Here is a 19,941-nt window from a genome sequence, read left to right as displayed (position 1 = left end):
TTACACTCATAATTTCTCTTCGTAATGAATTCATCCAAACCCACATCAAAAATCAGATTTACATTCGATAAAGGGGTCACTGTACCCAGTTTAATTTTTATAGTGGGGATATGTATTTTCTCAGTATTATTTCCTGTAGAGATCAAGGCTGTTTTGGATGTGATAAAGAATTTTATTTTTGTAAATTTCAACTGGGTCTATGTATGGTGCGTAACCATATTTGTGATATTTCTCGTATTTCTGATGTTTAGCAAATACGGAAAGATCAGATTGGGCAGCAATGACAGCAAACCTGAACATTCTTTCTTTTCCTGGATCTCCATGCTTTTTGCCGCTGGTATGGGAATAGGTCTCATGTATTTTAGCGTAGCAGAACCTATGCAGCATTATTCTACAGATGCTTTTTCGGAAAGTCATATTATCAGCAGGGCAAAAAATGCACAACTTTACACATTCTTCCATTGGGGGATTCATGCGTGGGCAATTTATGGTCTCGTAGGTCTCTGTTTAGCATATTTTACCTATCGTTACCGGCTTCCTTTGTCGCTCCGAAGCTGTCTGTATCCCTTGTTAAAAGACAGGATCAAAGGCAAATGGGGCGATGTGATTGATATCTTTGCTTTATGCAGTACCTTTTTCGGTATTACAACAACATTGGGTTTTGGAGTTGTACAAATCAACTCCGGTTTGGAAACGATGAAAATTTTGCCGGATACGGGTTTTGTCTATCAGATATTAATTGTAGTAGTTCTGGTTTCAATCGCAGTTTTTTCAGCAACATCAGGAGTGAATAAGGGCGTTAAGATCTTAAGTAATATCAATGTTGTTATCGTGATTATCCTGCTTTTATTTGTCCTGTTTTTAGGACCGACCGTTTATCTGATTGGAAGTTTCACCTATGGCCTGGGTAATTACATCAATAACTTTTTTGACCTTACTTTCAACACCCACGTTTATGAGCAGAAAACACTCCCTTGGTTTTATAACTGGACCATTCTTTATTGGGCATGGTGGATTTCCTGGTCACCTTTTGTCGGACTATTCATTGCTAAAATTTCTAAAGGAAGGAGTATCCGTGAATTCATTGCCGCTGTTTTGATCATTCCCACATTATTCAATTTTATCTGGATGTCGGTATTTGGAAACAGTGCGATCTGGTTTGACTTCAACGTGGCGAATGGTGCACTGAGTGCCTTGGTTTCTGATCCGGATGCTTTGATGTTCAGGTTTTTAGAATATTTGCCACTTTCTAAAGTTTTAAGTTTTATCGTTCTTGCAATAATAATCATCTTTTTCGTTACTTCAGCAGATTCAGGAATGTTGGTAATGGACAGTATATCCTCTAAAAATTCAAGTAAGTCACCTAAAATCCAAATGGTATTCTGGGGAATACTTCTGGCAACATTAGCCCTTATGCTACTTAATGCAGGCGGGCTTCAAGCATTGCAGACGATGACACTTATCACTGCGCTGCCGTTTGCAGTCATTATGATTTTATTTGTTGTCTCATTGATGAAAGCACTAGTGATAGATTACCGATACTATGAAAAAGGACTTTCGGTTTCTACAGTACCTTGGTCAGGCGAATTCTGGAAAGAACGGCTAAAAAAAATTGTTTCTTTCAAAACGAAAGAATCCGTGAAAACGTTTATGGACGATCAGGTCTTGCCTGCTTTCACAGAATTAAAGGAAGAATTTTTATTAAATGGAATTGCCGTTGAGATCAATTACTTACCGGACGATTTAAAGATCCATTTAGAGATCCATCACGATGTGGTCAATAATTTTATCTATGGCGTGATGGGGCAGAAAAGAATCGTTTCCGAATACATGGTGGATGATGACAACCTACCAGACCTGGATAGCAATGTTACGTATTTCCCTAAAACCTATTTTGGGGATTCACGGGAAGGATACGATGTCCAGTACTTTACCAAAAATGAGTTAATCAGCGATGTGCTAAAACACTATGACCGGTTCCTTAAGATAGTAGCTGAAGAGTCAAACGAAATGTTTATAAGCAGTGATAATAATTCTCTATAGACTTAATAATTTAGTCCAAGTTTCAAGCAAATGGATTTCGGTACACTTAAAAAAGACAAATATCTTAATTCCGGATAGATAATTTTAATTAATGATGATGAGATTTTCTAACTGTATAGCATTTTCTATTTATTAAATCTTCCAATGAGTCAAAAGATATAATGGTGGACAAAATTGGTATTAGTAAGTTCTATTAAGAGTATTTTGATAATCAGACTTTGGTGCACTCAATGCAAAAGACTAAGCAGGAAAATCTTCTGGAGTATCTATCGGTGTTGGAATTTTTTGAGGCAGCGACTCTTCGTGTGATCAAAGTGGAGTAAGAGAATTATGGAAAGGACAGAAAAGTCCTCTAACCTGGGTGACTCCTTCTACTGGTATAGGATTTTGAACAGACTTAGATACGAAATTATTCTGTTCAACTATTAGCGCATGGCAATAAATATTTTAAGATGAGAACTACAATTTTTTCTATTCTAGCAATTTTTTTTGTAGTTATAATTTTTATTTTCTACATAGATAGTGGAGTAAATAATGATAAATTTATTATACAAGATATAAAGGCTGGCTTCGACGGAATCGTTTTAAAAAAAGTTTCTGTTAGGTCTAATGATCTCTTAACTCATATCAAAATTAAATCAAAAACTAAGGATACACTAGTATTCATAGGCCAAAATATTAATAATATTAAAATGGACGATTCAATCTATAAACCAGCAGGTACTCCATTTTTGTTTATTAAAAGCCGGAGACAGACGAAAAGAATAAATTATAGTTTAATTCCATCAAGATTATTATATAGTGACGATTTCGAGGCTTCATGGAAAGACAGTTGTAAAACAACATGGAAACATATTGTACAACAATAAAAAATATTTGTCAATTTTCGTAAATCGAGCTAGAAAAGTTCGGCATCTGTTGGGTGTATTTCACCATAAGAAGCCGTGGCGGGATATTTGATATTTCACCTCAAGCCGCTTGAGTATTACAGCTTCGCCTAAACGTACTGAATATTACAGCAATTCAAAAAATACTTTTAGCAATAATAAATTTACGTTCTCTATGGATCAATATCTGATTATTTTAGTAATACTCGGCGCTGCCATTTTCAGTGTGACATGGATGCCCAAAATTTCAAAAAAAACTGGCATCTCGTACTCTATTTTTTATGTAGCAACAGGGTTTGCACTTTATCTACTGGCTCCCGATCTTCTGCCAAACCCAATGCCTCAAAAAAATGAAAATCTGACGCTTCATTTAACCGAGTTGATTGTTATTATTTCGCTTATGGGTACTGGGATCAAGATCGACCGGAAATTTTCTTTTAAAACCTGGTCATCCCCGTTGAAACTTGTAAGTTTTACCATGTTATTGTGTATTGGTGCAGCAGCGGTAATGGGCTATTATTTTTTAGGTTTCGGTCTTGCTTCAGCAGTACTTCTTGGTGCTGTTCTTGCTCCGACGGATCCTGTCCTCGCATCGGATGTACAGGTGGGACCTCCAAATGAGGGAATGAAATCAGAGACCAAATTTGCGCTCACGTCAGAGGCTGGACTCAATGACGGAGTCGCTTTCCCATTTACCTGGCTTGCCATTACTATTGGTCTTATGTTCACAGGCAAAGAAAGCAGCTTTTTAGAGTGGTTTGCTCTTGATGTTATCTACCGAATAGTTGCCGGTATTGTGATCGGATTTCTATCAGGCAAAGGTTTTGGCATTTTGTTATTCAGAGTGTCCAAAAAATATGAGATCCTACGAACCAGAGATGGTCTGGTGGCAGTTGCTGCTACTTTACTAGTGTATGGTATAACAGAAATTGTTCATGGTTATGGATTTATTGCAGTTTTTATCTGTGCAATCACACTAAGGCATTTTGAGAAAGATCACCAGTATCACGATACACTTCATTCTTTCACCGATCAGATAGAAAGGCTGCTAGTCTGCCTGCTACTGATTATTTTCGGAGGAGCATTAGCAATGGGTATTCTAGAACCCATAACTTTGAAAATGGTTGTGTTTTCGGTAACTTTCCTGCTAATAGTAAGACCTGTCTTTGGATGGCTGGCATTGAGTTCCTCAAAAATGAAAAACAAAGAAAGGCTGGCGATCGGATTTTTTGGCATCCGTGGGATGGGTTCGATATTCTATCTTGCATTTGCTTTCAGCAAATATAATTTTGAACATCAGGATGAATTGTGGGCTGCTGTTTCTTTAACGATTCTCTTTTCAATTTTGATTCATGGCCTTACGGCGACGCGTGTCATGGAATATCTTAAAAGAGAAGCATAGGATCAGTAATACAGGGGTCTACAGAAAAAAACCTCACATTTTAAGAAAATATATTGTTCCTGACCGCAGTAACGTATCCTTAGCGTATTGATGGCCTTGAATTCAATTATAATGATTTTGAATCTACATAATAAATTCTCTGTAATACTAAATGATATATTAGCGCACCTGAAAAGTAGCAGATAATATCTATAAAATCAGCTGTATATCTTGCTGATAGTAACGGACATATAATTTCAAATACAATGGTCAGATTAAGTGCAGCTCCCAGCAAAAACTTCAGATCCGGTCTCCAATCCGGATAATAGGTGAGCTTCATGATTTTCATTATCGTATAACTGAACATAGGGACACTGTATAGATCAGTCAAATGATCATTGATTAGAGGTATGAGTATTCCATTCCTTCTCAAAAATGCGATAATTCCCCAAATGATAAGCCCTCCAATAAACCAATATGAAATATTTAATTCTTTAGACATGCATTGCGCCTAAGATGATGCTCAATATAATTTGAATGACTTTTAGAAAAATATTGACATCAGGTTTTTGTTTGTCTTCAGCTGAATTATCTTTATTTTCGCTGTCTTCGTAATTAAATAATTGCTTTCCTTCCATTTTTTTTCTCAATCATAACAAAATTCATTCCTACTCCACTTGTCTATTAATAGGTACATAATTTTAGATCCTTTTGATAGTAATGTTTAATTGGAATATCCTTTCAGCAACTGCCTGTAACTCATTAAAATCGATGATTTCGAAATAAACCCAAGGAAGATATTCTGCTGATCGACGACAGGCAAGCTCCACGTACCAGTGTTGTCAAAGATCTGGAGTATCTCTCTCGGCTTATCGTCGGGATGGATGAATGCTGCCGGGGCTCTCATTATTTTTGTTATCGTAAGGGTCAAATCATTTTCATCATTGAAAAAATAAGGTCTGATATCATCTAACGTTAGAATACCTCTTAACTTTTTATGATCATCGATAACTGCGAAAAAATTCTTGTTCCCGTTCTTAACTAGATCAGACAATTCTTCTATTGAAGCATTTTCATTAATGGTTTGGGAGTATCTATCAATGAAATCTTCTGTATGGAGTGAGAAAAGAAGATTCTCGTCATGCTGATTCGTGAAAATCTTACCCTGGTCGGCCAAAGATTTTAGTTCTGGGGATATCGGTGAAAACCATTTTGCAATGAGGTAAGAGATCACTGAACGATCATCAAAGGTATAAAAAGGTCGTATCCAAAACTGGACTCAGCAATTAGAAATATGGCAGTTAGCGGGGCGTAAAGAACACCGCTCATCGCACCGGCCATTCCTACCAGAACTAAGTTTGATACAGGAACGTCCTTAAAGCCGATCTGCTGGCAGATTACGGCAAATAAAAATCCGACGGTTCCTCCTGCAAAAAGTGATGGTGCAAAATTACCTCCGTTTCCGCCGCTGAAAATGGTGAAAGATGTTGCAAAAGCCTTTAACAGGCATACACAAATTAGAAATACAATGATCGTCCATTCTTTGATGTCAAAATATCTAAAGAGACTGTTTTCGATGATCGAGTTGGTATTACCATTGGTAAAAGCTTTCACGGTATCGTAACCTTCTCCGAACAGTGGCGGAAAAAGCACGCAGAGTAACGATAGGATGGCACCGCCCAGCATTGCCTTCCGCAATCTGGACATTTTCAGACCTTTGATAAAATGCTCTACCTTTTGGGAAACCATTAAAAAATATCTTGCATACAGTCCTGTGACAATACCTAATATAAGATAGTAGGGTAGATTCCTGTAATCAAATGCTTCTCTGGTATGGAACCTAAAAAGTATATCTTCCTGAAGCAGAATTCTGGATAAGAGGCTACCACATACCGCAGCAACTACCAGCGGGATAAAATCCGTAAAGACCACGCCTGTCAGTAGGATTTCAAAGGCAAACATGACCCCTGCGATAGGAGCGTTGAAAGCAGAGGCAACACCAGATGTGGCTCCGGCTGCCAAAAGTAGTGTTCGTTCCTTGTAATTCAGGCGGTATGTCTGCGCGTAATTGGAACCAATGGCCGCACCAGTCACAGCGATAGGGCTTTCTAAACCGGCAGATCCTCCGAGACCTACGGTTATTGCACTTTGGACAATTTGGGAATAGGTCTTCACGGAAGAGACGATACTCGAATTCTGAGCGATCTCATACAATATGGCGCCTATCCCTTTTCTGTCCTGTCCTTTGAATATCGTCAACACGATGCTGGTTGTCAATACGATTCCCAAAAAAGGAAAAATGATATAGAACAGGATCTGATATTCAAAATGAACCTTGTTCGTGATAAAGAAATGGATATTGTGTACTATTGTTTTCAGCAGAACACCAGCCAGACCTGCTGTACAGCCCACTAGGATTCCGGAGAGAAGTAAAAACTGGCTGCGGCTGAGCCTGTTGTTGAGCCAATGGAGGATCAATTCATAGCTGCGGGCCTTTTCAAGTCCATATTTTTGGAAGTCTCTCTTGAACCTGAGAAAACTTATATATCTTTTTTTATTGTTGATATTCACTTATTTGGATCGCTTTTATTAGCGCTAGGATCTTGATTAGAATGCGCAATTTTTAGGGTTATTGCAAATATACCAAAAGCTTATGGGATAGGCATCTCTATCTCAGTAAAATCAATAAGATCTGTATCCTAAAAGTATGGTAGAAAACGATCTTTCATTTTTTTTGTATCTTACTACGATCAATTATTCGAAATCATCAATTAAAAAATATAAAAAATTGTAATTATGAAGATAGGATTATTAGGATTTGGGAAGGCAGGTAAAGCGGTAGCAAATGTCATTCTTCAGCACAAGGATTTTCACTTGAATGGGTTCTGAAGAAAACTGATATGCTTAATAAGCTTTCTGCAAAAGATATTCTTGGAATATCTTCACCGGATGACGCATTGATCTATTCTCAAAGCAGCACGGACATTGAAACATTACTTGAGGATCATCCAGTAGACTTTATTATTGATTTTTCCAACGAAGAAAGCATTCATCTTTATGGCAAGGTCGCAGCCCGTAAAAAGATCAAGATCATCTCAGCCATTTCGCATTACAGAGAAAATGACATCAGAGTTCTGAAGAACTTGTAAGGGACACTGTGGTTTTTTGGTCGCCTTATATTACGCTGGGCGTCAACTACTTTTTGTTTGCGGCATTGCTCTTAAAAAATATAGCGCCGGTGTTAATATAGAAGTGGTTTAAGAACATTTTAAGGCAAAATCCGGTGTTTCGGGAACAGTAGTGAAAATTGCGGAAACTTTGGATATAGAGACAGAAAGCATCAACTCTGTCAGGGCTGGCGGTATCGTTGGAAAACACGAGGTCATATTTGGATTTCCTTACCAGACCATTCGTCTTGTCCACGAGTCAATATCACGAGAGGCTTTCGGAAGCGGTGCATTGTTTGTCGCTGAGAACCTTAAAAACAAACTGAAGGGAATGTACAATTTTGAAGACATCCTGCGACCTTACTTTTTCGCTCAGACTCCAGATATGTTATCTTAAAATATATCTGTGGAAAATGCCATTCCAAAATTGGAATGGCATTTTTGAAGTATATTTCAATCTAGTTTTCAGAATTGTTTAAAAGTTTGACATTTTTCTCATTCAGTCTTTTTTCAAGCCAGCTTTTAAGCTGTAATTCATTCACTTTTTTTCCAGAGTAGATCATCACAAATTGGAGCCTTGCACTGTCCGTTTCGGGATATTGGGCTATCTTTCCGTAAGAAACGCCGGACATATCCGGATATAGGATCTGTATCTCTTTGCCTAATGTGGAGTCTGACACTTTATAATTATCCAGTTCTGACCGCAGGCTGGATAATGCTATGTCCTTCTCCGATAAGGTAGTGTTGTTTTTGTTGATCTCACTCAGTATCTCTGATTTCAGATCGGAATTGTTTTGCCTGAGGTTTATCTTTGTGTTTGCAAGCCCGTTATCAGAAAGCATCTTGTTGTAAGACTTGATCTCTTCGGCAGTGAATTTTTTATTTAGGAATGCAACGTCGATGGTCTTGGGATTGGCGTTGTAGTTTATCTTTTTGTAGATCAATGTGTATCCATTTTTTTCAAATTCTTTCTGAAGAAAAATTTCTGCGGTCTTCGTGAATTTCTTTTCATTGTACAGATTGTAGGCCAGATATGAACTGGGAACGATCATTACCAATATTAAGAAAGATATGCTGTACCTGATCCTTTTTTCATATTTGCTGTCAACAATAGAGGAGGGATAATGCAGATATTTCACAACAAGAAAAGTCGCAATGCATATGAAAAAGCAGTTGATCGTATAAAGGTAAAAGGCACCCAGAAAATAGGAGAAATTAAAAGTTGCCAGACCAAATCCGGCGGTGCACAAAGGAGGCATCAATGCAGTGGCGATCGCTACGCCCGGAATAGGATTTCCCTTTTCTACCCTGGTTATCGCAATGACCCCGACCAGACCACCAAAAAATGCGATGAGAACATCGTAGATGTTAGGTGCAGTCCTTGCCAAAAGTTCTGACTGTACATCCTTGAAGGGACTTATGTAAAAGTAGAATCCTGAAACCAATAAACTCACTACCGTTGCGATAAGAAGGTTCTTAAAAGATTTCTTGAGCAGAGGAAAGTTATAGGTTCCAAGCGCAAATCCTGCTCCTACAATAGGACCCATCAATGGAGAAATAAGCATGGCCCCAATAATGACCGCAGTAGAATTGACGTTAAGCCCAACGGATGCAATGATGATAGCACAAGCTAATATCCAGAGATTGGAACCTCTGAACGAGATGTTGGACGTCACATTTTCCAGTACTTTATCCTTTTTCTCCTCACCATTGTGAAGATTAATAAAATTAAAGATATTATTCATCGGTTTGAGTTGGTTTAGAATCTTTGTTAAGAATGATATAGCCTATGATTCCTCCGATCAATGAGGCTGCAAATATGCCGATCTTTGCCTGTGTCTGGTATTCTTCGTGGCTAAAGGCAAGGGAGGTCACAAACAGGGACATTGTAAATCCAATGGATGCCAGAAAACCAAGTCCGAGCAGATTACGGATATTCATTCCCTCAGGTAATTGGGCAATTTTTAGTTTAATAAAAACAGCAGTGAAGCCGACAACACCTAAGACCTTTCCGACCAACAAGCCCAATGCTACACCCAATGCGATATTGGTGTCAAATAAACTGTTAAGGTCAATATTAAACGATACCCCGGCATTGGCTATTGCAAAGATCGGGATGATAACGAAAGTTACAACGGGATGCATTGCGTGTTCCAATATCTGAAGGGGAGGAGTGGCGGCATTTGTCGCCTCATTGATCTTTTCCAGGACATGCAGCTGGTCGTTGGTCAATGTAGGTGTATTTTCAGTAGGGTCTAAATTTTTAAACCTTTCCAGATAGCTGCTGATCTTGGCAATGAACAGATTTTCCTTGATCTTCACATCTGCCGGAATGGTAAAAGCCGCCAGAACAGCAGCGATCGTGGCGTGAACGCCTGAAATTACAAAGCATGTCCATACACCGCAGATACCAAGGAATGCGAAAAAAAAGATCGATCTGACGCCAAGCTTATTCCCCAGGTACATCACTGCAAGAATGCCAAGTCCTATCAGCAAGTAGGTCATTTCAATGTTCGATGTATAAAAAAATGCGATTACCAGGACTGCTCCCAGATCATCTACGATTGCCAAGGCAGTTAAAAATACCTTCAAGGAGAGTGGGATCTTTTTTCCCAATAGAAAAAGCACGCCCAAAGCAAAAGCAATATCTGTGGCCATAGGGATGCCCCATCCCTTATGCATTTCTCCGGAAGGATTGAGCAGTAGGAATATCAATGCCGGCATGACCATTCCCCCAACTGCCGCAACAATGGGAAGCATGGCTTTCCGCGGATTGGAAAGCTCACCACCGATGATCTCCCGTTTAAGCTCAAGCCCCACCACGAAAAAGAAAACAGACATCAATCCGTCATTGATCCAGTGATGGACGGTAAAATCGAAAAAACTTTCCCCATTCCATTGAAATCCAAAGGTCTGCTCCAGAAAATGATGGTAGCCATCGGATAATGGTGAATTGGCCAAAATCAAAGCAATGATCACACTGATCCCTAAAAGTAATCCTCCGGACTTTTCCTGCTGGATAAATCGCTGAACGGGCTGTGTGATCTTGTCGATCGGCTTTGTGGGGTAACTTTTGATCATAGTTAATTGTTATAGATAACTGCAAATTTATGAATACTAAAGATAAAAATAGGGGAACATTGCAAAGTTATTTTTAATATACTAACTCGTAGTGCATTATTAAATTAATTCAATTTTAAGTCTATTCATTTTTCTACTGAAAACAAAAACATTTACAAACTGAATGAAAGTTAATGCTGTTATTTTGCTCAATACCCTTTTTTTAAAACCGTTAAAAGATTTTGCGTAATTGTTTCTGATTTTAAATTGGTCGCAAAGTTGAGAGAATAAAGTCTCAATTCTTTTTCTGGATTTTCTGAAAATATATTTTTGTTTTTGATAATTTTTTTGGTTGTTTCTCATGGGTGTATCCAGCTTTATATTCGCATAATTGAACAAATCTGTTTGCACTTGGGTGGATAAATAACCCCTGTCTCCAATCAACGTACAATTGTTCATTTGATGCTTGATATCTTGCAAAAAATGAATATCATGAATGCTTGCTGTAGAAATATCAAAACTTTGGAAAACTCCGGAAACAGAACAAACAGCATGTAATTTGTAACCATAATAATAACTCGATTGAGAAGCGCAATAACCTTTGCTGGGAAACGAAAATTCATTTTCCTTACAAATTTTAGAGCGGTTCGCTCTTGCGTTTTTACAGATTTCTAAAGGCATCGAATCTACAATAAAAGTGGTTTCCATCTCATTAAATTTAGCAACCATAAGTTTTCTAATATTTTCCAAGTGTAAGAAAAGCTTTCTTTTTCTGCGATTAAACACACTTCTCTCAATCATTCCCTTTAGTTTTGAATTAGAGAGGTATCTAAACAACTGATATTCTGAATCTATCGATAAATATTCCGCAGAAATATTTATTGCAATGAGCTCTAAATCAGATAATTTTGGTTTAATTGGTTTGAAATAAAAATTTTCTTTGATGGTTAATTTTCTTAATTCCTTTAAAATAAAATCGTAAATTGCATCTAGGTTATTCATAACGTATTAGATTGATAGTCAATACAATATACAAAATTTTCGTATTATGAGTAACCTTTTTTATAATGCACTACGGGTTAACATACCAAAATATCAATTTAGGACTTGATGGTTCTCAATGGATCTATACCAAACGTCAGAAAACTAAAAATACTTCTAATATTCCCTTGCTTTCTCAAACAGAGAAAATTATTGAAAAGTATAGAAATCACCCTGTATGTCTTAATACTGGAAAGTTGCTGCCTATTCTTAGTAATCAAAAAATGAATGCATATCTTAAAGAGATTGCTGACCTGTGCGGAATTAACAAAGAATTGACCTATCATATTGCACGCCATACTTTTGCAACAACGATCACTTTATCTAACGGGGTTTCAATTGAAAGTGTGAGTAAAATGCTAGGTCATAAGAGTATTAAGACAACACAGCATTATGCCAAAATACTTGATGAAAAAGTCAGTGAGGATATGATGGAATTGAAACAGAAATTTATTGATAAAAAGAAAATTGCAATAAGTTGTTAGGTTATTTGGGTTGACTGAAGGATTCTTATTTTTATTAATTATTTGAAAATCACTGAGAATATGGAATTATGTGATGTGACTTTTGTACAAAAACTTATTTCTAGGCAGCCAATTTCGTATTCCTGTGGATAAGGCTCTGTAAATGAATATTGGTTCTTCTTTTGAAACTTTTATTCTACAATCAACATGTAATCTTCGCTTTGTGGCTATTGATGTCATTACACTGGCATTTTATTTGTTTCTTTTCATCAAAATCACATTATGGCAGACAATAAATCAAAAAAAGACCAGCGTGACCGCAGCCAGGTCAGTGGTTCTGAAAATTATGAAATTCAATATTTCAAAGATAAACTGGGCGTAAGCTCACAGGCAGTAACCGGAGCAATCCGGGCAACGGGGTCTAATGACCGCAAGACACTTGAAGCTTATTTAAAAGATAAGCATAAATAATAATTTAAAAAGCAAACAGCAAACAGCAGAAAGCTTTTTAATGATCTGATCTTTCTGGCATTGTCAGGGAGATTTTTTTTGTTAAAGAAATTAATATGAGCTTATCAAAATATCATAAAAAAAGATCAGAAGACAAAACACCTGAACCCTTCGGCGGTGTTCCGTCAGGAAAAGAATTGAGATTTGTCGTTCAGAAACACGATGCTTCACATTTGCATTATGATTTTCGTCTGGAAATGGATGGCGTCCTGAAAAGCTGGGCGGTACCGAAAGGGCCTTCACTGGATCCGAATATCAAAAGACTTGCGATGATGGTAGAAGATCATCCGTATGGTTAAAAAAAACATTAGAAATTGATTTATTTCCTTCATCTGATATCAATACAGAATATTTAAAAGAATGCTTTAAAAACTTAGGACATTCAAAATCTTATGATAATTTAATTGAAAAAACAAGGGAAAATCCTGAACTTTGGGAGTCTGAGTTAATTAAAAGAATTGACAATACTATAAAAAAGGGAAGGTTTGCTCAAGAACTAAGTATTTTAATTGAGGGAGGGGCGCTAATTTATGGGGAATTCATTGTGCCAGGCTATATTAAAAATGCTATTACACACATTGCAAATTGTAAAAAAATTTCTATAAATGCTAAATAGTAGGCAGAAGAAAGCAGCATTTGAAATCTCTGGAAATACAATAGTAAGCGCCTCTCCAGGAACAGGTAAAACAAAAACTCTAATTGCTAGAGCACAAAAAAAACTTGAGTCTATTCCTAAACATAAGTCTTTAGCTCTTATAACTTATACAAATGCTGCCGCAGATGAAATTGCTAGTAGATTAAATACCGATGATAAAGATATATTTATTGGTACAATTCATAGATTTTGCCTTGAATTTATATTAAGACCCTTTTCTTGGATTTACAAATGGCATAAGCCAAGAATAATTTCATATGATGAGCTGAAAGAATTTATAGAAATAAACTCCGATATTGAGTTAGGAGATAATCCACTTGATGAACTAAGTAAAATAAAAAGACTTTTAAATGGTGATTTAGATTGTTCAAATACTGATAACATTGAATCGTGGATATATATTTCTGAATTATATTTCAATTTCTTAAGAGATAAAAAGGCAATAGATTTCAATGAAATTTTATTCAAATCACATAAGATTGTTTCTGAAAATGATTTTGTTGCACAATCTATAGCAAATAAATTTTACGAAATATCGATTGATGAGTTTCAGGATACAAATATATTTCAATACGAAATTTTAAAGGCTATTCGAAATGAATCTGAAGATTGTACATTTTTTATGGTTGGAGATGAAAAACAAAAAATATATGCCTTTGCTGGAGCTATTGATAATGCATTCAGTAGAGCATCATATGATTTTCAAGCAGAAATAGAAAATTTAGATACAACATATCGTTCTACTACAAATATAGTTAAAGGATACTCAATTCTTTTTAAAGATCATATTGAATTACAGAATGATTCAAAGTACAAAGACTTTAATTTTGATATAGTAATTTGTGAAACCAAAAATGACAATAATAATGATTACATAGCTAATACCATAGCCAAGCTTATAAGTGATGGTAAAGCTGAATTATCCGATATTGCTATATTAACAACGAGTTGGAGAGATGCTTATTTCATAAGTAAGTCACTTCGTCAAAAGTATCACGTGGTTGGTCTTGGGTCTTTACCTCATAAAAATATGAATACTTCCTCTTTTGGACTTATACGTTCTTTAAGCAAATTTTTATTTTCACCTTCAATTATAAACTTAAGAATAATCAAAAGAAATTTTGATTCTCATTCTTTAGAAAATAACATAGTATTTACAGAAAAAGAATTAACTTATAAAATTAACTCATTGATAACAAGTTTTAAAGAGCTTGAATTAACTGCTAATTTAACTAAAGGTTTAAGTTCAGTAAAACACATATTTGATACAATTTTTAGTGTAAATAACTCTGATATTGAAGAAATAATCAACAGTATAAATAATATTGAGAAATCTCAATTATAAAGATTGATTTTTTATAGTTAAATAGGTTTTATTCTCTCAAAATTACAACAAGATTAAAGATAAGATATTTCCTTTTATCAATTGAAGCTTTTAAAGCAAATAGGTGGGATTAGGGAGTTTTAGTACATAATATACGAATTTTGGTATATTTTTAAGGCTGCCTGTGGCTTTACATTTGTAGTACACTCTTGAAAATTATTGTTTTTATCTCAAAAAACAATGTGAATAATTAATCAAAAATCTGAATTATGGGTTTCATAGACAAAATCAAATTGACTGCCGAATTGGCAAAGGCGAATTTCAGTGAAGGTATTGATGATGGTTACGACCATTCCACTACATCTGCCGGCAAAAAAGGGTTACGCTCTGGGCGTGTATCTGAGTTAACGGCGATGGCAGACCTTAAACCGGGAGGTGCAGAAAACCTCAGGACCATAATGGAAATTGCAGGCGGAAACCTGAAAGGGGCAACCAAAGTAGGAACACTGCACGACCTGCGTATCGTTTTATTTGATAACGATACCAAGATTCTTTTCTGCACGGCTTATGATGGCGACTGGGATGCTTATATTGATGATTTCGCCACAAAAATTCCGCAGCTGATGGACATCATTTTCGGTAATGTGGAAGGCTGGCCGGGCATAAAAGACCCGAGTGTAAAACAGTTCATTCTAGACCATCAGATTACCGCGACCGGCTGGTATGTTGGTGTTCCGCATCTTACTGTAAATGATGTGAGGAGAAATGATAAAATCATTACCGGACTTAATAGGGCGATTGACGAAGCAAATAAAATCTAAGTATGGCATTGGAATTTTTAAAGCGGATATTCAATCCCAATAAAGTAGAAATTGAGCTGAACGAAATACAGGCCTTAATTCTCAGAAGCCGCCCTATTCCGTATTTCGGAACGGTGGCAATCATTGAAATCAAAGATGCTGTGGCAGCCAGACAAATGCTCCAAAAACTCTTGCCGATTGTGAGTTCTGCGGAAGACTGGCATAAGAATGAAGGGGCATCGGTTACGTTGACGTTCACTTATAAAGGTCTGGAAAAAATCGGCGTGCCTAAAGAGTCGCTTGAGACTTTCCCCGAATCCTTCAAGGAAGGAATGGCAGACCGCTCCCGTTTTCTATATGACATTGGTGTCAATGACCCCAAAAACTGGGAAAGGGTTTTTAAAAGGTCGCATATTCACATCGCTGCGGCGATTATCGCCAACAATGAAGAGGCGTGGAAAAGCAAGCTGGAGGAATTTCGGTCTAAATTGGCTGATAATAGAGGCATAGAAGTAATCTTGAGTCACAATTTCAGCGTATCTGAAGAGGTTAAAAATGTGTTCGGATTCAGAGACGGTATTAGCAACCCGGAAATTGAAGGCAGTGGGATAGAAGTTCCGGCTGGATTTGACCGCCCGCTTAAAGCAGGCGAATTTATACTGGGCTATCCTGGAGAAGCCGGCACCATAAAGCCGTTTCCACAGCCTGAAGTTTTAGGGAAGAACGGTTCTTTTATGGTTTTCAGAAAGTACCAGAGCCAAGTGGCGGAATTTAATCAGTTCGTTAAAGAAAATTCTTCTTCGCCGGAAGAGGGAGAGCTCTTGGCTGCTAAAATGGTAGGTCGCTGGCGAAGTGGTGCACCTTTGGTTTTAGCTCCCGAAAAGGATGATAAATCGCTAGGAGATGATATGCAAAAAAACAATGATTTTTCTTTCAAGAATGATGAGTACGGTAAAAAGTGTCCGTTCAGTTCGCATATCCGCAGGATGAACCCAAGAGATTCCAAATCTTTTGTTTTGGAGGATGAACGTTTGCACAGGATTATCAGAAAAAGTGTAACTTTTGGCGACATTGTTCCGCCGGAGGTAACCAAAAATGACGGTAAGGAACGTGGACAGTACTTTATTGGCATTAGTGCTGATGCAATGGGAACACTGGAATTTCTTCAAAAACAATGGGCAAACGATGGTAACGCCCAAAATCTGGGAACAGAAAAAGATCCTATGATCGGTGTACAGGACGAAGACGCACTGTTTTCTGCACCGGGAGAACCCCTCATCAAAAGATACCGTGGTTTGCAGACCTACAACATCGTGAAAGGCGGCGAATATTGTTTTATCCCAAGCATTTCTGCTTTAAAATGGATTAGCGAATTAAAATAAAAAAAAGCACTATGGAAGAATACATCAAGTACAGTTACGAAGTGGAAGAAATTCCAGAAAATTTCGATGAGTATATTACCACCATTAATAACGATATCCGCGAATACATCAAAAATACGCCAAACCTAAGCAGGGCGACCCATCATACAAGAGATGCGCACGCCAATGGCTATGCAGTGCTGAAAGCAGAGGTTGAAATTTTGGATAATCTGCCCAAAGAACTGGCGCAGGGCATTTATGCGAAACCCGGAACACACCAGGCAGCAGTTCGCTTTTCCAATGGTTCGTCCAGAGTTTTGCCCGATAAACTAAGCGGTAATGCACAAGGATTTGCTTTAAAGATTTTTGGGATAGATGGCAAAAAATTATCTCCCGGAGAGGAAGATTCTCCCAATGTTGATTTTAACCTGATTAATAATCCCGTGTTTTTCTGTAACTCGGCAGAACATTATGTTTTCATTTCAAAGCTTTTTTTAAAGCTAAATGATTTCTTTGAAAAGGGAGCCTTGGGAAAATTGGAATTTGCCACACTTTGGGTCACCGAAAATAAAAAAGCATTTCCAAATTTTGAGGCTTTGAAGGAATTGGGCGCTCTTAAAACTTTTGAAAAAATCCCTTCCATCAACAGTTTTCTTTACGAATTTTACAGTATGGGAGCGGTACGCCACGGTGATTATATCGCCAAAGTAAGAGTGATCCCAACTGAGCAGACCAAGAACGCCATCACGGAAAAAGATATTGATCTAGACAGCGCAGAATGGCCGTACAGAAAAGGAATTATCAAAGAAATAGCTCAAAAAGAACTTACATTTGAGTTGCAAATACAACTTTGCAAAGACCTGAAAGAAATGCCTGTGAATGACCTTACAAAAAAATGGTCGCAGGAATTATCACCATTCCGTACGGTGGCAAAAATCACAATACCAAAACAATCGGTTCCTGAGGATGGTAATTTTGAAATTATGGAAAATCTGTCTTTTACACCGTTTAGAACCATCGAAGAGAATTCACCGATTGGAAATTTACAGCGTTCACGACAGTCAGCGTATGTAACATCTTCAACCTCAAGACACGAGCTGAACCACAAAAAACGTCAAGAACCAAAGAACTTGGAGGAAGCATTCAATCCGGAGTTTTATAAATTGTAAAATATTATAAATAAGAAAATCGAAAATCAAATGCTAATATCCTGGAAATTTATGTGATACTGCTATTTCTAGGAAATTTCCCTTTTATTTTAAAGATGAGAAATGGATTTCAACAGAGGGGAATTAGAAAAGTATATGTAGATTCATTTTCAAAATAAAAAGAGGCTGTTGCTTTGTAACAGCCTCTTTTTATAATTGTATAAATAATTAAATTAAAAAAATCTTTTATAACAACTTGGCTTCTTTTAAAATCTCTTCAACATAAGTACCTTCTATTTTCTTGACACCATATTTTTCAAGGATTGAAATCAACCAAGGAAATTCAATTTCATTTAGGTTTTTATTGTCATTAAGGTGATAGATGGATTTCAGCAGTACCCTGATGTCATATGAAGAAGCAAAAACTTCCGGGACACCTCTGTCTACATCCAAAAGGGTGTAAACTGCCTCCATTGCTGTACGCACGGAATATTCGGTCGTGAATACGGTGTCTTTTCCAGTTTCGGCAAAATTACCGATAAAAGCAAGGTTCACAGAACCCTCCGGAACCACCAATGGGCGGTCTCCCAATGCACGAGGCATAAAGTAAGATGTGATATAAGGCATACGGCAAGGGATGCTGTTGGCAGCTTGTGCAATTTCTGCAATTTCATTTTCAGAAACACCAATATGGTATAAAAATTCTTTGCAAAGCTCTATCCCCGTGGCTTCCGTAATTTTCTTTTGGATATAATTTCCTGGTTTATGAGAATACAACCCATAAACCCAAACAATTACTTCATTTTTTTTCTGAGCCTTGAAGTGGGGCTGTCTGCTGATGGAAAAGCCATACCACCAGTTAGAATCGTTTATTGTGACAGGTCCGCTAGTCACTATAGAACCGCTTCTTGGGTCTTTTTTTGTTATTTTTTCTATATACGGAATCACTTTTTCGTCGAAGAAGGTAATGCTTCCGGAGATTACCCAGTTGGCTTCGGGAATGTTTTTGTAGAACTTTTCGGGTTTTCCAAAGGCATCATCCTGGTCTGCCAGATTCTGCCAAAGTTGCCAACTTCCGCCAATGCCGTCAGCAACAGGAGCAGGGTTATGATTGTCACCGTATGTACTGCTTTCGGTAATGGAGCCGTTGGTAACAAACACCAGGTCGTTTTCGGTCAGGCTGATGCTTTCTGCATTGCCATTCTTAATATATTCGATTTTCTTCGCTACTTTTTTGCCGTTTTCATTTTCTACAAGTATGTTCTGAACCTGGCTATCATACTGGAAGGTAACACCGTGGGACTCAAGGTAGCTTACCAACGGACGAATCAGTGATTCATATTGGTTGTATTTCGTGAAGCGTAGTGAGGACATATCTGCTATGCTGCCAACGTGATGGATGAAACGAAGAACATATCGGCGCATTTCCATCGCACTTGCCCAGGGTTCGAATGCGAACATCGTAGCCCAGTAGGTCCAAAAGTTGGATTGGAAAAATTCTTCTGTAAATACCTGGTCTATCTGTACATCCTGTAGTTTTTCTTCAGGAAGAAGAACCAGCGCTATAAGTTCGTGGATGGCTTTCTGGGAAAGTGTAAGCTTGCCATCCGTGGGCAGTCTTTCTCCACGGTTTTCGATAACACGGGCGTGGGAAAAGCTAGGGTCTTCTTTATTGAGCCAATAATATTCGTCCAGTACGGAAACGCCTTCCGTTTCTAATGAGGGTATCGAGCGGAACAAATCCCAGAGGGTTTCGAAATGTGTTTCCATTTCCCGTCCGCCTCGTATGATGTAGCCTTTCTGCTCATTCCAGATACCGTCCATACTGCCACCGGGTAAAGCTAATTCTTCCAGAATACGGATTTTGTTTCCTTCCATTTGCGCATCGCGTATCAAAAAAGCTGCGGCGGCCAATGAAGCTAATCCAGAACCGATAAGTACGGCAGATTTCTGTTCAATATTTGCCGGTTTTTTCGGGCGGGCAAATGCTTCGTAATTCCCATTACTGTAATACATAATTAGATTTTTTTTAGTTTATAATATATGATAAAATAACCTTGTTTTTGTTTAATAAAGTTACACATATTGCTTTCACTTTAT

At 37.4% G+C, this 19,941-nt stretch carries 17 protein-coding genes and 2 pseudogenes; 11 read left to right on the top strand and 8 right to left on the bottom strand.

The window, feature by feature from the left end:
• Nucleotides 1-24 precede the first annotated feature (24 nt).
• Both BUC06_RS12070 and BUC06_RS12060 read left to right on the top strand, forming a co-directional pair.
• Nucleotides 25-2,043, top strand: coding sequence for a BCCT family transporter (locus BUC06_RS12070; protein ID WP_073334161.1), 2,019 nt, complete (start codon nucleotides 25-27; stop codon nucleotides 2,041-2,043).
• Nucleotides 2,044-3,105: 1,062 nt separating this feature from the next.
• Entirely contained in the window at nucleotides 3,106-4,332 is a 1,227-nt protein-coding gene (locus BUC06_RS12060; RefSeq protein ID WP_073334159.1) for a cation:proton antiporter, read from the top strand.
• 106 nt (nucleotides 4,333-4,438) lie between these two features.
• Here BUC06_RS12060 and BUC06_RS12055 read toward each other — a convergent pair whose 3' ends face one another.
• The 4 genes from BUC06_RS12055 to BUC06_RS12050 form a co-directional block, all read right to left on the bottom strand.
• A complete protein-coding gene (locus BUC06_RS12055; RefSeq protein WP_034980092.1) occupies nucleotides 4,439-4,813 on the bottom strand; it encodes a hypothetical protein in 375 nt (124 codons plus the stop codon).
• The gene (locus tag BUC06_RS23835) at nucleotides 4,806-4,949 is read right to left on the bottom strand and encodes a hypothetical protein (RefSeq protein ID WP_155845857.1); all 144 of its coding nucleotides are present in this window, start codon (nucleotides 4,947-4,949) and stop codon (nucleotides 4,806-4,808) included. Before BUC06_RS23835 ends, BUC06_RS12055 begins: the two co-directional genes overlap by 8 nt.
• Before the next feature lie 86 nt (nucleotides 4,950-5,035).
• On the bottom strand, nucleotides 5,036-5,488 hold the full coding sequence (locus BUC06_RS24145; RefSeq protein ID WP_228423711.1) for a CBS domain-containing protein: 453 nt from the start codon (nucleotides 5,486-5,488) through the stop codon (nucleotides 5,036-5,038).
• Between the two features lie 53 nt (nucleotides 5,489-5,541).
• Nucleotides 5,542-6,882: a chloride channel protein gene (locus BUC06_RS12050; RefSeq protein ID WP_228423709.1), complete on the bottom strand. Its 1,341-nt coding sequence runs from the start codon at nucleotides 6,880-6,882 to the stop codon at nucleotides 5,542-5,544.
• 329 nt (nucleotides 6,883-7,211) lie between these two features.
• On the opposite strand from BUC06_RS12050, the gene BUC06_RS24365 reads away from it, so the two are divergent.
• Nucleotides 7,212-7,460, top strand: coding sequence for a hypothetical protein (locus tag BUC06_RS24365; RefSeq protein ID WP_317041433.1), 249 nt, complete (start codon nucleotides 7,212-7,214; stop codon nucleotides 7,458-7,460).
• Between the two features lie 148 nt (nucleotides 7,461-7,608).
• Nucleotides 7,609-7,875, top strand: a pseudogene (locus BUC06_RS24360) (dihydrodipicolinate reductase C-terminal domain-containing protein); the annotation flags it as partial.
• A 61-nt stretch (nucleotides 7,876-7,936) separates the two neighbouring features.
• Here BUC06_RS24360 and BUC06_RS12040 read toward each other — a convergent pair.
• From BUC06_RS12040 to BUC06_RS12030, 3 genes are all read right to left on the bottom strand, one after another.
• Complete coding sequence (locus BUC06_RS12040) at nucleotides 7,937-9,223, bottom strand: DUF389 domain-containing protein (RefSeq protein WP_073334158.1); 1,287 nt, start codon at nucleotides 9,221-9,223, stop codon at nucleotides 7,937-7,939.
• On the bottom strand, nucleotides 9,216-10,559 hold the full coding sequence (gene nhaA / locus BUC06_RS12035; protein WP_073334156.1) for a Na+/H+ antiporter NhaA: 1,344 nt from the start codon (nucleotides 10,557-10,559) through the stop codon (nucleotides 9,216-9,218). Before nhaA ends, BUC06_RS12040 begins: the two co-directional genes overlap by 8 nt.
• 99 nt (nucleotides 10,560-10,658) lie before the next feature.
• Nucleotides 10,659-11,540 (bottom strand): IS982 family transposase, encoded by an 882-nt coding sequence (locus tag BUC06_RS12030; protein ID WP_073334154.1) that lies wholly within the window; start codon nucleotides 11,538-11,540, stop codon nucleotides 10,659-10,661.
• A gap of 77 nt (nucleotides 11,541-11,617) precedes the next feature.
• On the opposite strand from BUC06_RS12030, the pseudogene BUC06_RS12025 reads away from it, so the two are divergent.
• From BUC06_RS12025 to BUC06_RS11995, 7 genes and pseudogenes are all read left to right on the top strand, one after another.
• Nucleotides 11,618-12,064 (top strand): annotated as a pseudogene (locus BUC06_RS12025) (site-specific integrase); the annotation flags it as partial.
• A 261-nt stretch (nucleotides 12,065-12,325) separates the two neighbouring features.
• Entirely contained in the window at nucleotides 12,326-12,514 is a 189-nt protein-coding gene (locus BUC06_RS12020) for a DUF3606 domain-containing protein (protein WP_028123103.1), read from the top strand.
• Between the two features lie 95 nt (nucleotides 12,515-12,609).
• A complete protein-coding gene (locus BUC06_RS12015; RefSeq protein ID WP_034981618.1) occupies nucleotides 12,610-12,852 on the top strand; it encodes a DNA polymerase ligase N-terminal domain-containing protein in 243 nt (80 codons plus the stop codon).
• A gap of 306 nt (nucleotides 12,853-13,158) precedes the next feature.
• A complete protein-coding gene (locus BUC06_RS12010) occupies nucleotides 13,159-14,553 on the top strand; it encodes a UvrD-helicase domain-containing protein (RefSeq protein ID WP_073334153.1) in 1,395 nt (464 codons plus the stop codon).
• Between the two features lie 248 nt (nucleotides 14,554-14,801).
• On the top strand, nucleotides 14,802-15,353 hold the full coding sequence (locus BUC06_RS12005) for a hypothetical protein (RefSeq protein WP_028122560.1): 552 nt from the start codon (nucleotides 14,802-14,804) through the stop codon (nucleotides 15,351-15,353).
• A gap of 2 nt (nucleotides 15,354-15,355) precedes the next feature.
• Nucleotides 15,356-16,714 (top strand): Dyp-type peroxidase, encoded by a 1,359-nt coding sequence (locus BUC06_RS12000; RefSeq protein WP_028122561.1) that lies wholly within the window; start codon nucleotides 15,356-15,358, stop codon nucleotides 16,712-16,714.
• A gap of 11 nt (nucleotides 16,715-16,725) precedes the next feature.
• On the top strand, nucleotides 16,726-17,862 hold the full coding sequence (locus tag BUC06_RS11995) for a catalase family protein (protein ID WP_073334151.1): 1,137 nt from the start codon (nucleotides 16,726-16,728) through the stop codon (nucleotides 17,860-17,862).
• A 225-nt stretch (nucleotides 17,863-18,087) separates the two neighbouring features.
• Here the strand turns inward: BUC06_RS11995 and BUC06_RS11990 are convergent, their stop codons facing one another.
• Entirely contained in the window at nucleotides 18,088-19,857 is a 1,770-nt protein-coding gene (locus BUC06_RS11990; RefSeq protein WP_073334150.1) for an oleate hydratase, read from the bottom strand.
• Nucleotides 19,858-19,941: the final 84 nt, after the last annotated feature.

Source organism: Chryseobacterium carnipullorum (genome assembly GCF_900142785.1).
Taxonomy (GTDB): domain Bacteria; phylum Bacteroidota; class Bacteroidia; order Flavobacteriales; family Weeksellaceae; genus Chryseobacterium; species Chryseobacterium carnipullorum.
Note: the sequence above shows the minus strand (reverse complement) of the source record. Positions and strands in the feature narration are given on the sequence as shown.